Annotated in this window: 15 protein-coding genes; 7 read left to right on the top strand and 8 right to left on the bottom strand. The window is 71.8% G+C overall.

The genetic code is table 11. The features are described from left to right. Positions 1-9: 9 nt before the first annotated feature. Positions 10-669, bottom strand: a complete 660-nt coding sequence (locus G3I77_RS24815) for an SLATT domain-containing protein (RefSeq protein ID WP_248507243.1) — start codon at positions 667-669, stop codon at positions 10-12. 141 nt (positions 670-810) lie between these two features. On the opposite strand from G3I77_RS24815, the gene G3I77_RS24810 reads away from it, so the two are divergent. Beyond that, complete coding sequence (locus G3I77_RS24810; RefSeq protein ID WP_248507242.1) at positions 811-2,166, top strand: hypothetical protein; 1,356 nt, start codon at positions 811-813, stop codon at positions 2,164-2,166. A gap of 283 nt (positions 2,167-2,449) precedes the next feature. Here the strand turns inward: G3I77_RS24810 and G3I77_RS24805 are convergent, their stop codons facing one another. Beyond that, positions 2,450-2,626, bottom strand: a complete 177-nt coding sequence (locus G3I77_RS24805) for a hypothetical protein (protein ID WP_248507241.1) — start codon at positions 2,624-2,626, stop codon at positions 2,450-2,452. Here G3I77_RS24805 and G3I77_RS24800 point away from each other — a divergent pair. After that, positions 2,625-3,209: a TetR/AcrR family transcriptional regulator gene (locus G3I77_RS24800; RefSeq protein ID WP_248507240.1), complete on the top strand. Its 585-nt coding sequence runs from the start codon at positions 2,625-2,627 to the stop codon at positions 3,207-3,209. The two genes, G3I77_RS24805 and G3I77_RS24800, sit on opposite strands and share 2 nt — an antisense overlap. 39 nt (positions 3,210-3,248) lie before the next feature. Continuing rightward, positions 3,249-3,827 (top strand): YdeI family protein, encoded by a 579-nt coding sequence (locus G3I77_RS24795; protein WP_248507239.1) that lies wholly within the window; start codon positions 3,249-3,251, stop codon positions 3,825-3,827. A 302-nt stretch (positions 3,828-4,129) separates the two neighbouring features. Here the strand turns inward: G3I77_RS24795 and G3I77_RS24790 are convergent, their stop codons facing one another. Both G3I77_RS24790 and G3I77_RS24785 read right to left on the bottom strand, forming a co-directional pair. Continuing rightward, positions 4,130-4,915, bottom strand: a complete 786-nt coding sequence (locus G3I77_RS24790) for a trypsin-like serine protease (protein WP_248507238.1) — start codon at positions 4,913-4,915, stop codon at positions 4,130-4,132. A 219-nt stretch (positions 4,916-5,134) separates the two neighbouring features. Beyond that, positions 5,135-5,740: a YceI family protein gene (locus tag G3I77_RS24785; protein ID WP_248507236.1), complete on the bottom strand. Its 606-nt coding sequence runs from the start codon at positions 5,738-5,740 to the stop codon at positions 5,135-5,137. A 358-nt stretch (positions 5,741-6,098) separates the two neighbouring features. Between G3I77_RS24785 and G3I77_RS24780 the strand changes: the two genes are divergently transcribed. From G3I77_RS24780 to G3I77_RS24765, 4 genes are all read left to right on the top strand, one after another. Beyond that, on the top strand, positions 6,099-6,956 hold the full coding sequence (locus tag G3I77_RS24780) for an SDR family oxidoreductase (RefSeq protein ID WP_248507365.1): 858 nt from the start codon (positions 6,099-6,101) through the stop codon (positions 6,954-6,956). An 84-nt stretch (positions 6,957-7,040) separates the two neighbouring features. After that, entirely contained in the window at positions 7,041-9,413 is a 2,373-nt protein-coding gene (locus G3I77_RS24775) for a polysaccharide lyase family 8 super-sandwich domain-containing protein (RefSeq protein WP_248507234.1), read from the top strand. A gap of 154 nt (positions 9,414-9,567) precedes the next feature. Further along, positions 9,568-11,151 (top strand): acyl-CoA carboxylase subunit beta, encoded by a 1,584-nt coding sequence (locus tag G3I77_RS24770; protein ID WP_248507232.1) that lies wholly within the window; start codon positions 9,568-9,570, stop codon positions 11,149-11,151. Positions 11,152-11,186: 35 nt separating this feature from the next. Continuing rightward, positions 11,187-11,381 (top strand): acyl-CoA carboxylase subunit epsilon, encoded by a 195-nt coding sequence (locus tag G3I77_RS24765; RefSeq protein WP_248507231.1) that lies wholly within the window; start codon positions 11,187-11,189, stop codon positions 11,379-11,381. Between the two features lie 57 nt (positions 11,382-11,438). Here the strand turns inward: G3I77_RS24765 and G3I77_RS24760 are convergent, their stop codons facing one another. The 4 genes from G3I77_RS24760 to G3I77_RS24745 all read right to left on the bottom strand — a co-directional run bounded on the left by G3I77_RS24760 (position 11,439) and on the right by G3I77_RS24745 (position 16,193). After that, positions 11,439-14,459, bottom strand: a complete 3,021-nt coding sequence (locus tag G3I77_RS24760) for an NACHT domain-containing NTPase (protein WP_248507363.1) — start codon at positions 14,457-14,459, stop codon at positions 11,439-11,441. A gap of 79 nt (positions 14,460-14,538) precedes the next feature. Next, the gene (locus tag G3I77_RS24755) at positions 14,539-15,120 is read right to left on the bottom strand and encodes an ATP/GTP-binding protein (RefSeq protein WP_014675207.1); all 582 of its coding nucleotides are present in this window, start codon (positions 15,118-15,120) and stop codon (positions 14,539-14,541) included. Then, the gene (locus G3I77_RS24750; protein ID WP_107459349.1) at positions 15,101-15,685 is read right to left on the bottom strand and encodes a DUF742 domain-containing protein; all 585 of its coding nucleotides are present in this window, start codon (positions 15,683-15,685) and stop codon (positions 15,101-15,103) included. The genes G3I77_RS24755 and G3I77_RS24750 overlap by 20 nt, the downstream gene beginning before the upstream one ends. A gap of 94 nt (positions 15,686-15,779) precedes the next feature. After that, a complete protein-coding gene (locus G3I77_RS24745) occupies positions 15,780-16,193 on the bottom strand; it encodes a roadblock/LC7 domain-containing protein (RefSeq protein ID WP_003993185.1) in 414 nt (137 codons plus the stop codon). Positions 16,194-16,195: the final 2 nt, after the last annotated feature.

Below are 16,195 nucleotides of genomic sequence, written 5' to 3'. Positions count from 1 at the left end.
GGGCGCGGGTCACATCGCCGTGTCCCGGGACCGCGGTCCCGGGACCTCGCCGCCCCGGTCGCGGCCGGGGGTCCGGTCGAGGCGGAAGAGGCCCGCGGTGTGGGAGCGCTGGCCGGTGGCGGTGCTGGTGGAGCGGGTCAGCTCCTCGACGCCGTCGGCCAGGTAACCGACCCACGCCGTGCCCTCGTCCTCGATGATCCGCTGCGCGTCGGCCCGCAGCCGCTCGATCACCCCGAGCAGCGCGGCCTGCTCCTTGTCGCTGGGGGAGTCGGTGGTCCTCAGGAACGCCTGCGCCCAGTCGGCCTGTGCCTTCTTGAGGATCTGCTGCAACGCCAGTTCCGCACGGATGTAGCGGGTCCAGGACGCCGAGAACCCGAAGATCCGGTCGAAGAGGACGCAGCCCGCACCGCCGGCCAGGAACACGAAACCCCACTCGGGCTGGACGGCCGTCGGCGCGGCCGCGTGCACCAGCGGCGTGATCGTGCCGACGATGCCGAGCAGCGTGGCGAGCGCCCGCAGCGAACGCGACCACAGCGACGGTCCCCGGCGCCGGGCCAGATACCAGCCGATCGCGGAGGTCACCTCCGCCTCGGCATGCCGGAACAGCTCCCACAGCAGGTCGGCCCGCGTACGCGACCGGTCCAGCTCGGTCAGTTCGGACACCGTCATGTCCGCAGTCCTGCGTCGTCCGAACATGCCCCTGATCCCGCCCCTCCTGGATGGTCAGAGGCATCCTAGGCGCAGCCGCGTCGACAAATCCGTGCCTCGACGGATATCCCTTTCTGTACTATTTCGGGTAGCTTCGAACATATGAAGGCCGCCCTGGTGCGTACCGTCCTACGCCTGCTGATCGTGCCGTTCGCCGCCGTGCTGGCGGTGCTGCTGGCCGGTGCGCCGGGCGCGCACGCGGCCACGGACCTGTCCAAGGTCGCCCAGGAACTGCGCGAGAGCCCCGTCTACGTCGATCCGGCCGCCTCCGGGCAGCTCGCGGCGTCGGACGCGGAGGCCCTCGCCGACAAGATCAAGGACGCGGACAAGCCCGTCTTCGTGGCCGTCCTGCCGGCCGGCTACCCCACGCAGGACCTCTTCCGGAACCTCCGCACGGAGACCGGCGTCACCGGCCTGTACGGCATCCACCTCGGCGACCGGTTCGACGCCCGCGCCGACAGCTCCGTGATGAGCCGGCAGGCGGTGTCCAACCTGGTCACGGCCGTGCAGGACGCGGGCGACACCAAGGCTCAGTTGAACGACTTCGTCGACGACGCCCTGCGCAACGTGGGCGGTTCGGCGCCGAGCAGCTGGAGCGACGGCTCGGGCACCGACGTGCCGGTCGGCGGTCTGATCACGGTCGGCGCCCTGGTCGCGGCCGGCGGCACGGGCGCCTACGCCCTGGCCCGCCGCAACCGGCGCCGCCACGAGGAGGAGCAGCGGGCCGCGCTGGAGAAGCTGCGGGTGGTCGTCGACGAGGACATCACCGCGTTCGGCGAGGAGCTCGATCGCCTCGACTTCCATCCCGGGGAGCCCGGCGCCGACGACGCGATGCGCACCGACTACGAGCGTGCCCTGGACTCCTACGAGCAGTCCAAGTCCCTGATGGCGGCCGCGACGAAACCGGAGGACGTCCGGGCCGTCACCCAGGCCGTGGAGGACGGCCGGTTCTCCCTGGCCCGGCTCGCGGCCCGCCGCGAGGGCGGAGCCCTGCCCGAGCGCCGCCCGCCCTGCTTCTTCGACCCGCGCCACGGCCCCTCGGTCGCCGACGCCACCTGGACGCCACCGGCCGGAGCCGCCCGCGAGGTCCCGGTCTGCGCGGCCGACGACAGGCGCCTGGCCGAGGGCCGCGACCCTGCGGTCCGCGAGGTCGACACCGACCAGGGCCGCCGCCCCTACTGGGAGGCCGGACCGGCGTACGGCCCCTGGGCCGGCGGCTACTTCGGCGGCGGCCTCCTGCCCGGCCTCCTCGTCGGCACCATGCTCGGCAGCATGATGGCCGCCCCCGCCTACGCGGCCGACTACGGCTCCGGCTACGGCGACTTCGGCGGCTACGAGGGCGGCGACGTCTCCGGCGCCGACTTCGACACCGGCGACTTCGGGGGCGGCTTCGGAGGAGGGGACTTCGGAGGTGGCGGGGGCTTCGGTGGAGGCGGGGACTTCGGGGGCGGATTCTGACCCGGGTCCGAGCGCGACGGCACGGGAGTTCAGTGCCGTGCGCGTCCTGCCCCAGGGCCCGTTCTCGCTGCTGCCCGGTCATCCCGGAGGCTGCGGGCGGCAGAGTCACCGGACCCGCGCGTACCTGAGTCCGAGCGCTACGGCGCGGGCGCTACAGGTCGGACGGCAAACCGGCAGCGGAGCGAGCGGGCGGCCTCAGCGGCCCGGCATCGGCGTCACGAACAGCCACCGGAGAGCCGGCGGCCGCACTCTGGACGCCTCGGGGCCGGACACGGACGGCAGGCTAGGCGGGGCCGGGGGAGCGGGTCCACCGGTTTTTCTCCGGCTCCGCCCGGGCGGCGGTCAGGGTCGTGCCCCTCCGGCCGCCACCGCGATGGACGACGACGACCGCCACGAGGCAGACGGTCAGTCCGAGCGCGGTCTGCCGTTCACTATACAGATCGGTATAGTCGGGTGCCATGGGTACCACCGCGCCGAATCCCCGCCGGATCACGATGACGCCCGCCGCCCGCCGTGCCCTGACGGCCGCCGCGCGGCTGTTCTACGAACGCGGCCTCCACGCCGTCGGCGTCGACCTCATCGCCGCCGAGGCCGGGGTCACCAAGAAGACGCTCTACGACCGGTTCGGCTCCAAGGAGCAGATCGTCGTGGAGTACCTCGCCGACCGTGACGAGCGCTGGCGGGCCTTCCTCGCCGAGCGCCTCGACGCGGCGGGCCCGGACCCGCGCGAGCGCGTCCTGGCCGTGTTCGACGCCTCGCGCGCGTGGGCGCAGGAGTTCAGCCCCAAGGGATGCAGCATGGTCAACGCCCATGCGGAGATCAGTGACCCCGCGCATCCGGCCCACCCGATCATCACCGGGCAGAAGCGGTGGATGCTCGCCCTGTTCACGCGCCTCACCGCGGAGATCGCGCCCGAGACGGCGGATGCGACGGCCCGGACGCTGATGCTCCTGCACGAGGGCGCCCTGGTCGCCCATGGCCTGGGCATCTTCCCGGACGCCATCGCCCAGGCCCGCGAACAGGCCCGCGTGCTCCTCGGGTAGCGGACGGAAGCTGTCCTGTTTCCTCCCTACGGTGGTGGCATGACCCCCTCCGACGGCACCGGCCCCCTCTCCTTCGAGACCCCGGACGGCCTGGACTCCTGGCTGACCGAGCACCCCGCCCCGCACCCCGGCCTCTGGGTCAGGGTCGCGAAGAAGGGCTCGGGCATCCCCTCCGTCAGTGCCGCCGACGTCAACGACGTGGCGCTGTGCCACGGGTGGATCACCGGGCAGCGCAAGGGACTCGACGCGTCGTACTACCTCCAGCGGATCACCCCGCGGCGGCCGGGCAGTCTCTGGTCCATGGTCAACGTCCGTCGGATCGAGGAGCTGACCGCCGCCGGGCGGATGCGGCCCGGCGGACTCGCGGAGGTGGCGGCCGCGCGGGCGGACGGCCGATGGGAGGCGGCGTACGCGTCACAGAAGGAGGCCGAGGTCCCCGACGACCTGGCGGCGGCCCTGCAACGGAGCCCCCGCGCCGCTGCGGCTTTCGAGGCACTCGGGCGGACGGACCGGTACCTGCTGATGCTCGGGGTACTCCGCGCCAGAACGGCAGGGAGCCGGGCTGCGCAGGTGGCGGCGGCGGTGGGGAAGCTGGAGCCACGGGACGCGGGGGGCTGAGCCCGGCGGAAGGCGGCACCGTCGGGGAACACCGGGCCTGGTGCGACTGGCGCCGCTGTCCAGCGGGCCTGCGCGGGCGCGGTGAAGCCGCGGGGGCCGTCGGCGGGCCCGGGCGCCCTTCGACACGGCCCGGGGGGATCGGCGGGGCGCTGTGCTGCGGGGTGGGCCCCACACCCCTCGGTGGTCGGCGCGACCACTGCACCGCCGGGCGGCCCGGCGGTGCGGTGGTGAGGCCGCAGGCGGCAGTCCGTCCTACGGGACAGAGCCCGGCACCCGTCGGTGTCGGGCCCTGAAACCGTGGGTCAGAGGGTCGAGGCCGCCGAAGCGATGGCGGAGGCGAAGGTGGAGACCTCCGTGTAGACGCCGGGGGCCTCGGGCCGGGCGCAGCCCTCACCCCAACTGACGATGCCGACCTGGATCCAGCCGCCGGCGTTGTCCTTGCGGAACATCGGGCCGCCGGAGTCGCCCTGACAGGTGTCGACCCCGCCCGCGTCGAAGCCGGCGCAGATCTCCTCGTTCGCGACGAGACCGCTGTAGGAACCGCCGTAGGCCTTGCACGCGGCGTCACTGACGAACGGCACGGTCGCCTTCAGGAGGTAGCGCTGCTGGGAGCCGCCCTCGCGGTTCGCGCCCCAGCCGGCGACGGTGAAGTCACCGGTGTTGTACTGCGACGTGGTGGCGATCTTCAGGGTCGGCAGGTTGATGGGCTGGGCGAGCTTGATGAGCGCCCAGTCCTTGCCCGTGCCGTTGTAGCCGGGGGCCCGCAGCACCTTGGTGGAGCGGACCTGGACCCGGCCGCTGGTGGACTGGAGGTCGACGACCCCCGCGGTGGCGGTGATGCTCGTGTTGTTGCCGGAACGGCCCACGCAGTGCGCGGCCGTGAGCACGATCTGCTGGGTGTAGAGCGCGCCGCCACAGCCCATGGAGAGCCGGACCATGAACGGGAACTCGCCCTGCGCGGCCCGCGTCCCGCCGACGACGGGCGACGGGGCGGCCTGCGCGGCGGAGACGGGCTGAAGACTGGCGATCGCGAGCGCGGCGGCGCCGAGGGCCGCGCATCTCTTGAGGGCGGTGAGGAGTCTCTTCAACGTGATGCCTTCCGTGGGGGGTTGACCGGGGAGACGTGCAACCGAAGCATCAGATTGACGAGTGCATGACAGCAGCAAGGCAAAAAGAACGTCCATGTGCTGGCATGGACTGGTCAAAATACTGCTGCTGGATTATGAGAACGCCGACAGACTTTGCACAAGGGGCGGGAACCGGCCAGACCGGCCCGGGCTGACGTCACCGGGCCGGCCCCGCGGGGCTCACGCGTTCCGGATGGCCGAGATGTCGAAGTTCAGCTTGATCTTGTCGGAGACCAGGACGCCGCCGGTCTCCAGCGCGGCGTTCCAGGTCAGGCCCCACTCCGACCGCAGGATCTCCGCCTTGCCCTCGAAGCCGACGCGCTCGTTGCCGAAGGGGTCCTTCGCGGCGCCGTTGAACTCGAGGTCGATGACGAGGGCGCGGGTGGTGCCGAGGATCGTCAGGTCGCCCGTGATCCGGTAGTCGTCACCGCCGAGGGCCTCGGCCTTGGTGGAGCGGAACGTCATGGTCGGGAACTCGTCCGCCTTGAAGAAGTCCGCGCTCTTGAGGTGGCCGTCACGGTCGGCGTTGCCCGTGTCGATGCTGTCCATCACGACGTCGAGGGAGGCCGTCGACCGCGACGGATCGGTGCCGTCGAGGTGGAGCGTGCCGGTGAAGTCCTGGAAGCCGCCCTTGACGTTGGTGACCATGGCGTGGCGGGCGACGAAGCCGATCGTCGAGTGCGCCGGGTCGATCGTGTAGTCGCCGGTCAGGGCGGCCAGCTCGGGGCTCACGGCGGCACCGGTGGCGGCGGCGGTCTGGGTGTCGTTGCGGCTGAAGATGCTCATGGGGGCCTCCTGGGTGTGATGTTGAATCTTTAACTACTCCAACGCGACCCACCGTAGACCTATTCCGTTCAATGTTCAACATCTTCGATGAGTGTGCCCGCATCGCCTCCGCCCGCCGCCCCTCCCATACCCCCGCTTGGCGCAATCGCGCGTCCCGCAGGAGTGGTCCTGCCGGACGCGGTGCGCGGCGGCCCGGTGCGCAAGCGGCCCACGGGCCGGGGCCTGCGGGGGCCGGCCGCCCGGGCCCCGGCGGCCCGTCGTGCGGTGGCGGTGTCCGGCGAGAGAGGGTTCCGTTTCCAGTGACCGTATGGAGACAGACGAGACCACGGCGGACGCACAGCGCAGGGGAGAGCGACTCGTGACACTCACCGGCTCCGGCTCGGCCTACGACCCACCGGCGGACCCCGCCCCGCGCCGCTCCACGGCCCCCGTCCCCGCCCGGGTGAGCCAGTACGGGCCGCCGCGACGGATCGACCGGCGCGTGGCCCTGGTCACCGGGGCCTCCTCGGGCATCGGGGCGGCCACGGCTCGGCGTTTCGCCATGGACGGCTGGCAGCTGCTCCTCAGCGGACGCGACCGGCGCCGCCTGGAGCAGACGGCGTCCGGCACCTCGGCCGTCGTGCTGCCCGCCGACCTCGCCGCCCCGGACGGCCCCCGCCTCCTGGCACAGACCGCGCTGCACACCACCGGCCGGATCGACGTCCTGGTCGCCGGGGCGGGCATGGGCTGGGCGGGCCCCTTCACCGCCATGCCGCACACCGACATCGACCGGGTGCTGACCCTGGACCTCAACGCCACGCTCCACCTCGTGCGCGAGGTGCTGCCCTCCATGATCGCGGCCGGACGGGGCCGCGTGGTGCTGCTCGGCTCGGTCGCCGGCTGCGTGGGCCTGCGGGAGGAGGCGGTGTACTCCGCCGCCAAGGCCGGCCTGGCCGCCTTCGCCGAGGCGCTGCGCCAGGAACTGCGCGGCACGGGCGTGGGCGTGACCTTCGTCGTGCCCGGAGCCGTCGACACGGCCTTCCACATCCGCCGCGGCAGGCCCTACGACGGCACCGGCGCCGGTCTCCTCTCGCCCGGCTGCGTCGCCGGCACGATCTGGGAGGCCGTCCGGCAGAACCGCGACGAGGCCTACGTCCCCACCTGGCTGACCGTCCCGGGCCGGGTCCGCGGCCTCGCGCCGGGCCTGTACCGCCGCCTGCTGAACCGCTTCGGCTGACCCGCACCCGGCCATTCCCCCGTTCCGGTCACTCCGGCCGGATCCACCGTTCAGGTGACCGCCCCGCCGTGGTAGGGCATGGGCATGACTCCCCAGCGCCGCGTCTTCTCCCGCCGTACGGCCGGGGCCGCCGCCCTGCTCCGGCCCAGCCGCCGCGCCCTGCTGCTGGCGGCCGCGGCCCTCGCGGCGACCGGGGGCGCGACGCCCGCGGGCCGGGCCGCCGACGCGCCGGGCGACCCCTACGACACCCTCCGCCGCCGCTGGCTCGGCATCTCCCTCGGCAGCGGCTACGACCCGACGGCCGAGCCCTACGCCGCCCGGCTCGCCGAGACCGGCGCCCTCGCCCGCGACCTGCGCGCGAGCATGGCCCCGGCGGCGGACTCCCTCTGGCCCGGCCACCCCTTCGACCCGCCGGCCGGCATCACCCTCAGCTACGGCCGCCTGTGGACCATGACCCAGGCCTACGTCCAGCAGGGCACCGGCTCGACCGCCGACCCCGGCCTCCTCGCCGGCATCCTGCGCGGCCTCGACCACCTCTCCGCCACCGTCTACCACCCCTCCACCACCCGCTACGGCAACTGGTGGGAGTGGCAGATCGGCAGCCCCCGCCTGCTCACCGACATCACGGCCGTCCTGTACGAGGAGCTGGGGGAGGCCCGCGTCGGCGCCGCCTGCGCCGCCGTCGACCACTTCGTCCCCGACTCCGCCCTCGGCGACTACAGCGGCACCTCCACCGGCGCCAACCGCGTCGACCTGTGCCGCTCCGTCGCCCTGCGCGGCATCCTCGGCCGCGACCCGGCCAAGATCGCCCTCGCCCGGGACGCGCTCTCCCCGGTCTTCCCGTACGTCACCCGGGGCGACGGCCTCTACGCCGACGGCTCCTTCGTCCAGCACACCTGGGTCGCCTACTCGGGCACGTACGGCCAGGTCATGCTCGACGGCCTCGGCCGGCTCTTCGCCCTGCTCGCCGGATCCGACTGGGAGGTCACCGACCCGAACCGGCAGATCGTCCTCGACAGCGTCGAGCGCGCCTACGTGCCGCTCCTCCACGACGGGCTGGTCATGGACAGCGTCAACGGCCGGGCCATCAGCCGCGGTTACCTCACCACCGACGACCGCGGGATCCTGCGCGGCGACCACTACCACGGCCACCGGCTCATCGCCGCCATCGCCCTGCTCGCGGCCGGCGCGAGCCCGGCGGAACGCGAGCGCTGGCACGCCCGCGTCAAGGGCTGGATCGAACGGGACACCGTGACCCCGATCCTGACGGCGCCCCAGTTCGGTGTCGCCGACCTGGCCCGGCTGCACACCATCGCCGACTCGCCCGCCCCGGCCGCGCCCGAACCCACCGGGCACCACCTCTTCGCCGCCATGGACCGTGCCGTCCACCGCGGACCCGGTTTCACGGTGAACATCGCCATGGCCAGCGACCGCATCGCCCACTACGAGTGCGGCAACGGCGAGAACCCCCGCGGCTGGCACACCGGGGCGGGCATGGTCAGCTGGTGGGCCGGGGACGCCGGCGACCAGTACACGGACTGGTTCTGGCCCACCGTCGACTGGTACCGGCTGCCCGGCACCACCGTCTCCACCAAGCGGCTCGCCGACCGCGAAGGCGGCGAGTGGGGCACCGCCCGGCCCGACGCGCGCTGGGTCGGCGGCACCACCGACGGCACCTACGCCGCCCTCGGCCAGCACCTCAAGGGCCTCGGCTCCAGCCTCGAAGCCCGCAAGTCCTGGTTCTGCGTCGCGGACGCGGTGATCTGCCTGGGCGCCGGGATCACCTGCGCCGACGGCGTCCCGGTCGAGACGGTCGTCGACAACCGCAACCTCGGCGCATCCGGCACCCAACGCTTCGTCAAGGGCCCGAACTGGGCCCACCTGGAGGGCCACGGCGGCTGGGTCCTGCTCGGCCGTGAGCCGAAGGCGCTGCGCGAGGACCGCACCGGCGCCTGGTCCGACATCAACACCGGCAGCACGCCGGAGCGGCGCACCCGCCGCTGGCAGACCCTCTGGCTCGACCACGGCACCGACCCCGAGGACGCCACGTACGCCTACGTCCTCATGCCCGGGGCGTCCCGCCACGCGGTCGCACGCCGGGCCGCCGACCGCCACTGGCTGTCGGTGCTCGCCAACGACCCCGGCCGCCAGGCGGTCGCCGTGCCCTCCCTCGGCTGCACGGCCGCGAACTTCTGGCGGTCCGGCACGGCGGGCCGGCTCACCGTCTCCGCCGCCGCGAGCGTGCTGATCGTCCGCCGGGGCCGTACCGCTACCCTCTGCGTGAGCGAACCGCCCCGCACCGGAGTGCCCCTGGAGATCACCTGGGACCGCCCGGTCCGCCGGGTCGACCGCGCGGACGACACGGTCGAGGTGCTCTCCACAGGCCGCCGGATGCGCGTGCGCGTCACTCCGGGGACGGTATGCGCCACACATATCTGTGAGGTGACTCTCGTCTGAGGGCTTTGTGCGACCCCTACAAGCCGCACGCCCTCTGAGCAGTCGGAAAGGCTGCACCCGGCCATGGTTCTGTTCAGTGGTACCAGGAAAACGCGCTGGACACTGTGAGGAGTCGACGGCCCGCATTCCTTGGTTGGCTTCGTAAGGTCACTACATGACCGTTTTGGATGAGGCGCCGGGTGAGCCGACCGACGCGCGCGGACGCGTGGCCGAACTGCACGAGATCCGTGCGCAGGCGATGGCCGGACCGAGCGAGAAGGCGACCGAGGCGCAGCACGCCAAGGGCAAGCTGACCGCGCGGGAGCGCATCGAACTCCTCCTCGACCCGGAGTCCTTCCGCGAGGTCGAGCAGTTGCGCCGGCACCGGGCCACGGGCTTCGGCCTGGAGGCCAAGAAGCCGTACACCGACGGTGTGATCACCGGCTGGGGCACGGTGGAGGGCCGCACGGTCTTCGTCTACGCGCACGACTTCCGCGTCTTCGGCGGCGCTCTGGGCGAGGCCCACGCCACGAAGATCCACAAGATCATGGACATGGCCATCGCGGCCGGTGCCCCACTGGTGTCGCTGAACGACGGCGCCGGCGCCCGCATCCAGGAGGGCGTCTCGGCGCTCGCCGGCTACGGCGGCATCTTCCAGCGCAACACCAAGGCCTCGGGCGTGATCCCGCAGATCTCGGTGATGCTCGGCCCGTGCGCGGGCGGCGCGGCCTACAGCCCCGCCCTCACCGACTTCGTCTTCATGGTCCGCGAGACCTCGCAGATGTTCATCACCGGACCCGACGTCGTCAAGGCGGTCACCGGCGAGGAGATCACGCAGAACGGCCTGGGTGGCGCGGACGTCCACGCCGAGACGTCCGGTGTCTGCCACTTCGCCTACGACGACGAAGAGACCTGCATCGCCGAGGTTCGCTACCTCCTCTCCCTGCTCCCGCAGAACAACCGCGAGAACCCGCCCCGCACGGAGTCCTCGGACGCGGCCGACCGCCGCTCGGACGTCCTCCTGGACCTGGTCCCGGCGGACGGCAACCGGCCGTACGACATGGCCAAGGTCATCGAGGAGATCGTCGACGACGGCGACTACCTGGAGGTCCACGAGCGCTGGGCCCGCAACATCATCTGCGCGCTGGGCCGGATGGACGGCCAGGTCGTCGGCATCGTCGCCAACCAGCCGCAGGCGCTCGCCGGTGTTCTGGACATCGAGGCCTCCGAGAAGGCGGCCCGTTTCGTTCAGATGTGCGATGCGTTCAACATCCCGATCATCACTCTTCTGGACGTCCCCGGCTTCCTCCCGGGCGTCGACCAGGAGCACGGTGGCATCATCCGCCACGGCGCGAAGCTCCTCTACGCCTACTGCAACGCGACCGTCCCGAGGATCTCGCTGATCCTGCGCAAGGCCTACGGAGGTGCGTACATCGTCATGGACAGCCAGTCCATCGGTGCCGACCTCACGTACGCCTGGCCGACGAACGAGATCGCCGTCATGGGTGCGGAGGGTGCGGCCAACGTCATCTTCCGCCGCCAGATCGCCGAGGCCGAGGACCCCGAGGCCATGCGGGCCCGCATGGTCAAGGAGTACAAGTCCGAGCTGATGCACCCCTACTACGCGGCCGAGCGCGGCCTGGTCGACGACGTCATCGACCCCGCCGAGACCCGCGAGGTGCTCGTCAAGTCCCTCGCCATGCTCCAGACCAAGCACGCGGACCTGCCGTCCCGCAAGCACGGCAACCCGCCGCAGTAACCCTGCGGACATCTTCCTCACGGAGACTGACACCCATGGAATCTGCTGATATCCGCGTCGAGAAGGGCCATGCCGAGCCCGAGGAAGTCGCCGCCATCACGGCCATCCTCCTGGCCCGCGCCGCCGCCCGCCCCGCAGACCCGACCCCGGCCCACCGCGGCCGCATCAAGGCAGGCTGGCGCCGCCTGGAGCGCGAGCCGGGCTTCAGGGCCCCGCACAGCTGGCGCTGACCTTTCACGCCCTGACGGCCCCGTCCTCCTCCGGGAGGGCGGGGCCGCGGCGTGTGGTCACGCGACCGTGATGTCCACGCCGGGGATGTCGAGGGCGGCCGGGTTGCCGGGCAGGGCGCAGTGCGCCAGGTCGACGAACCTCACCGAGGGAGGAGGGAAGAAGCCTGTCTCCAGCCAGGCGGCCACGTCGACGCGCATGAGGTACAGATACGTCAGGTGGGTCCAGCCGGTCAGAGCTTCGACACCCTGGGGCAGGCAGACGCCCTTCGTCATCAGTCCCAGCCAAATGATCTGCTCATGCCTGAGGCACGCCAGATCGAGCGAGGCATCGATGCTCAGCAGTCCCAGGTATCTCAGGGGCGTCGGCAGGCGCAGCTCGCGGGAGTCGGTCAGTCCGAGGCAACTGAGGTAGAGGGTCTCCAGCGCCGGGAGCGCCTCCAGGGCGTCGAGGTTCTTCAGCGGAGCACCGCCGAGCAGCCTCAGGTGTGTCAGCGACGTCAGTGCTTCCAGCCTGGACAGGTCGACCTCGTCTCGGAGGTCGGTGAACGTGAGCTGCTTGAGCGGACCCAGTCCGGAGAAGTCCGTGAGGTTCGTGACGGGGTGGCTGATCCACAGGTCATCGACGGCAGGCAGGCGGCCGACTGCCCGCAGCTGCCCGGAGTGCGTCAGCTTGACCTGCCGGCCGCTCAGGGACACCCCCGCCAGAACGGCGTCGGCGTAGGCATCGGCATCGAAGTACCCCCACGCGTCGATGAGCGCGTCCGCCACCCCCTCCCGGGTGTCCAACGCGTACCCCGCAAGAAGAAGTAGGGCCTCCTCACCACCGATCAACGCCACCGTCCGCACCGTCTGCGCGGCAGCCTTCTCCGTCAGCTCCCCCAGAGAACTCGGCAACCTCCGCAGCAAGCTCGACCCCACAGCGGCCAACGCGGGCGGATCCGTCGGCCGGCGCGCGGGCAGGAGACACGACACCGCCTCGTCCAACCGCCCGGCCAGCCCGTCGGACACCTCCGGCAAGGTCTCCTGACAGGACGCGGCGAGCAGCCGCAACGTCCGCGCATGCCGGGGTTCCCGGTCGGCCCGGTCGAGGATCCCGCCCAGCAGTTCCTCGCGCTGGCGGGCGTTCGCATGGCCCGCCGCCATGATGACCGTCTCCCGCCACAGATCCAGATGCGCCCGTTCGACGAGGTTGCCCATCCGGTCCTCCTCGGCGGCCTCCGACGAGGCGAGGTACTCCTGGAACGTGCGGTGCACGAAGTCCAGCCGGGCCTCGGCGGGGGAGCGGAGGATGCCGGACCGGTGCCGCAACTGGTCCAGCACCTGCCCGCCCTCCATGCCGTCCAGGTGCCGCATGGCCCGCAGTTTCCTGCCGACGTGCACGGCGGCCTGGTCCACGGAGATCTCGCTGCGGTTGTTGTCCGACAGCCGCCAGGCCAGGTCGCGCAGGATGACGAGCTTGTCGCTGAGACTCAGCTTGCTGTCCACCGCGCTCGGCACGTTCCGGTCGGCATCCCGGTCATGGACCAGGGTGTGGAGCGCGTTCCGGTACAACTCCATACGGTCACGCGGCAGTTGACGGCCCCGGTTGAGGTGCATGGCGCAGAGCATCGCTGCCAGCAGGGGAGTACCGGCCAGCGACTGCAGGTGCGGGCGGTCCTTCAGACTGGTCAGCAGGGACTGCTCGTACAGCGGGAGGTCGTCCACGGGACAGGGCAGGTCCTCGCCCAGTTCCCGTACCGCCTGGTGCCACTGCCGTACGAACGCCGCCAGGTCCGGCGGGCTCATACGGTCCAGGTGCATCGCGGCGAAGTGCTCCCCGCGCAGCCAGTCCGCGCCGGCCGCCGCCGGGCGGGAGGTGACCACCACCCGGACCCCTTCGTACGCCACCACGAGCTTGCGCAGCCAGTCCCGGACGGCTCGGCGCTCCCGTTCGAGCAGTTCGTCCACGCCGTCGATCAGCAGCAGCGCCCGGCCGGAGTCGAGCTGCCGCTCCACCCAGCCCTTCGGCATGATGCCGGTGATGGGCCCGGCGACCCCGTCGAGCATCGCGTCGGGAGCCGGGGGTGTCCGGCCGCTGTACTCCCGCAGCTTGACCAGGACGGGCGTCAGACCGTTCCAGTCGGCCAGCTCCCCGGAGAAGGCACCACGCGCGGCCGTCACGGCCAGCCAGCGCAGCAAGGTCGTCTTGCCCGAACCCGCCTCACCGCGCAGCAGCACCCGCGAGGCCCCGCTGAGCCCCGCCTCGACCCGCATCCCGGAGCTCTCGCCCCCGGCCTCCTCCCAGTCGCTCATGTCGGGCCGCAGCCGCGACAGTGAGCGGACGGTGCGACGCCGGGTCCCGTCGTCCCCGGTGGCCCGCAGGCTCACGTACGCCACCGACAACCGCACCCGCGGCCCCGCCGCCCGGTCCGACGTACGCCGGAACAACTCCACCTCGTCCAGGTCCCGGCTGACCAGCTCCAGGTACCGGCGCCGGAACGCGGTGTCCCGGTCCGTGCCGTCCGGCGCGAGCAGGGAGCGGTCCGGAAGCCGCTCCAGGAGCCGGGCCACCTCGGCGCCCAGCGTGGCCGTCCGGGCCAGCAGCTCGGCCGCCGCCCGTTCCTCGAAGACGGGCAGGCTCCGCACGATCCGCACGTAGTACTCGACGCACTCGGCGAAGAGCATCTCGTACAGCCGGGACTCCGCCTCGCTCAGCCCCACCGGGGCGGGAACCGACCCGGTGATGCGGCGGATCAGCTCCGCCGGATTGGCGTCCGCCGCGAACACGGCCTCGTCCGAGAGGTCCGCCCGCGCGAACGTGTCGCACACCGCGTCGATCACGGCCTGCCGCCCGGCTTCGTCCAGCCCCCGGAACTCGTGCTCCAGATACGGCTCCAGCCGGTCGAACACCGCGTCGGTGATCTGCCCGAACTGCCGCTCCACACTCCGCTGCAGCCGCAGCCCGGGCACCCGTACCCGCACCAGCTCCGTCAGCGACAGGTGCCGTTCCTGCTGTCGCCGTCTGCCGCCCAGCCAGATGTCGGCCGCCGTCTTCGCCACGGTCGTGCCCAGCCGTAACGCCGCCGCCTCCGCGCTCACCGCGCCCCCTCCCAGCAAGAACACTGCGGCCCCCACTCCTCCCACAGGAGGAACGAGGGCCGCAAGACAGAGACGGCGATTACCGCAGCCGTGCCATCAGCGCATGCTCCACCAGCGTGATCAGCGCCGACTTCGCGTCGGCCCGGTGGCGGGCGTCGGTGGTGATGATCGGGGTGTCGGGACCGATCTGGAGGGCTTCCCGGACCTCGTCCGGCGTGTACGGCTGCTGGCCGTCGAAGCCGTTCAGCGCGATGACGAACGGCAGGCCGCTGTTCTCGAAGTAGTCGACGGCGGGGAAGCAGTCGGCGAGCCTCCTCGTGTCGACCAGCACGATCGCGCCGATGGCGCCGCGCACCAGGTCGTCCCACATGAACCAGAAGCGGTCCTGACCGGGCGTACCGAAGAGGTACAGGATCAGGTCCTGGTCCAGGGTGATACGGCCGAAGTCCATGGCCACCGTGGTGGTGGTCTTGTCCCCGGTGTGGGTGAGGTCGTCGATGCCCGCCGAAGCGGACGTCATCACGGCCTCCGTGCGCAGCGGATTGATCTCCGAGACGGCACCCACGAACGTGGTCTTGCCCACGCCGAAGCCGCCAGCCACCACGATCTTCGCGGACGTGGTGGAGCGGGAAGGCCCTCCGCTAGAGCTTGCGAAGTCCACTGAGCACCCTTTCGAGCAGTGTCACGTCTGGCTGGCCGCCGGCGTTCTCGTCGCCGCCGGGCTGATGGATGGCGACCAGTCCCGCCTCCGCCAAGTCGGCGACGAGGATCCTGGCCACGCCGAGAGGGATCGTGAGGAGCGCCGAGATCTCGGCGACCGACTTGATTTCCCGGCAGAGGTTGCAGATCCGCTGATGCTCGGGCAACTGGCCCTGCATCTGGTGCGGCTGCGCAGTGGTGTGCACCAGTGCCTCGATGGCGAGCTGGTAGCGCGGGCGGGTCCGGCCGCCGGTCATGGCGTACGGACGCACCAGCGGATTGTGGTTGTTCGACGCTCCGCCGGGCGCCGGCTCGGGGTTGCGGCGCTGCGGCTGCACAGGTTGGATACGCGGGGCCGGCGGCTGGTCGTACGGCGACGGGCCGGGGCCCTGCGGCGCGTACGGCTGCCGGTGGCTCGGTGCGGAGGGGAAGTTGTAACGGTTCGGGTTCTGACCACCGTCGCCCTGGCCCTGGGCAGGACCGTACGACCAGTTGCCCGAAGACGAACCGCCTGGGGGTGTTGCCACTTTCTCCTCCTCCGACTGTGCCTGGCACCCATCGCTGTGGAGCCGCGTCCCGAAACCTTACGGCCACGGGACGCCAAAACGCACCGTCCGTCTGTTAGTTGAGCAGGCTCCCCTGGAGCTCTGCACGAAGGTCCGGTGTCAGGACCGTACCGGCTCGGTCGACCAGCAGCGCCATCTCGTACCCGATGAGACCGATGTCCGCCTCCGGATGTGCGAGAACGGCGAGCGACGAACCGTCGGATACGGACATGATGAAGAGGAATCCCCGCTCCATCTCCACAACGGTCTGGTTCACGGCGCCTCCCTCGAAGATCCGGGAAGCGCCCGCCGTCAGCGACGTCAGACCGGAGGCGACGGCCGCGAGCTGGTCGGCGCGGTCACGGGGGAAGCCTTCGGACATCGCCAGAAGGAGTCCGTCGGCGGAGACCACCACCGTGTGGGACACCCCCGGGGTGTTGTCCACGAAGTTGGTGATCAACCAGTTCAGGTTCTGTGCCGCCTGGCTCATCG

The sequence above is a fragment of the Streptomyces sp. D2-8 genome (genome assembly GCF_023184515.1).
Taxonomy (GTDB): Bacteria; Actinomycetota; Actinomycetes; order Streptomycetales; family Streptomycetaceae; genus Streptomyces.
Note: the sequence above shows the minus strand (reverse complement) of the source record. Positions and strands in the feature narration are given on the sequence as shown.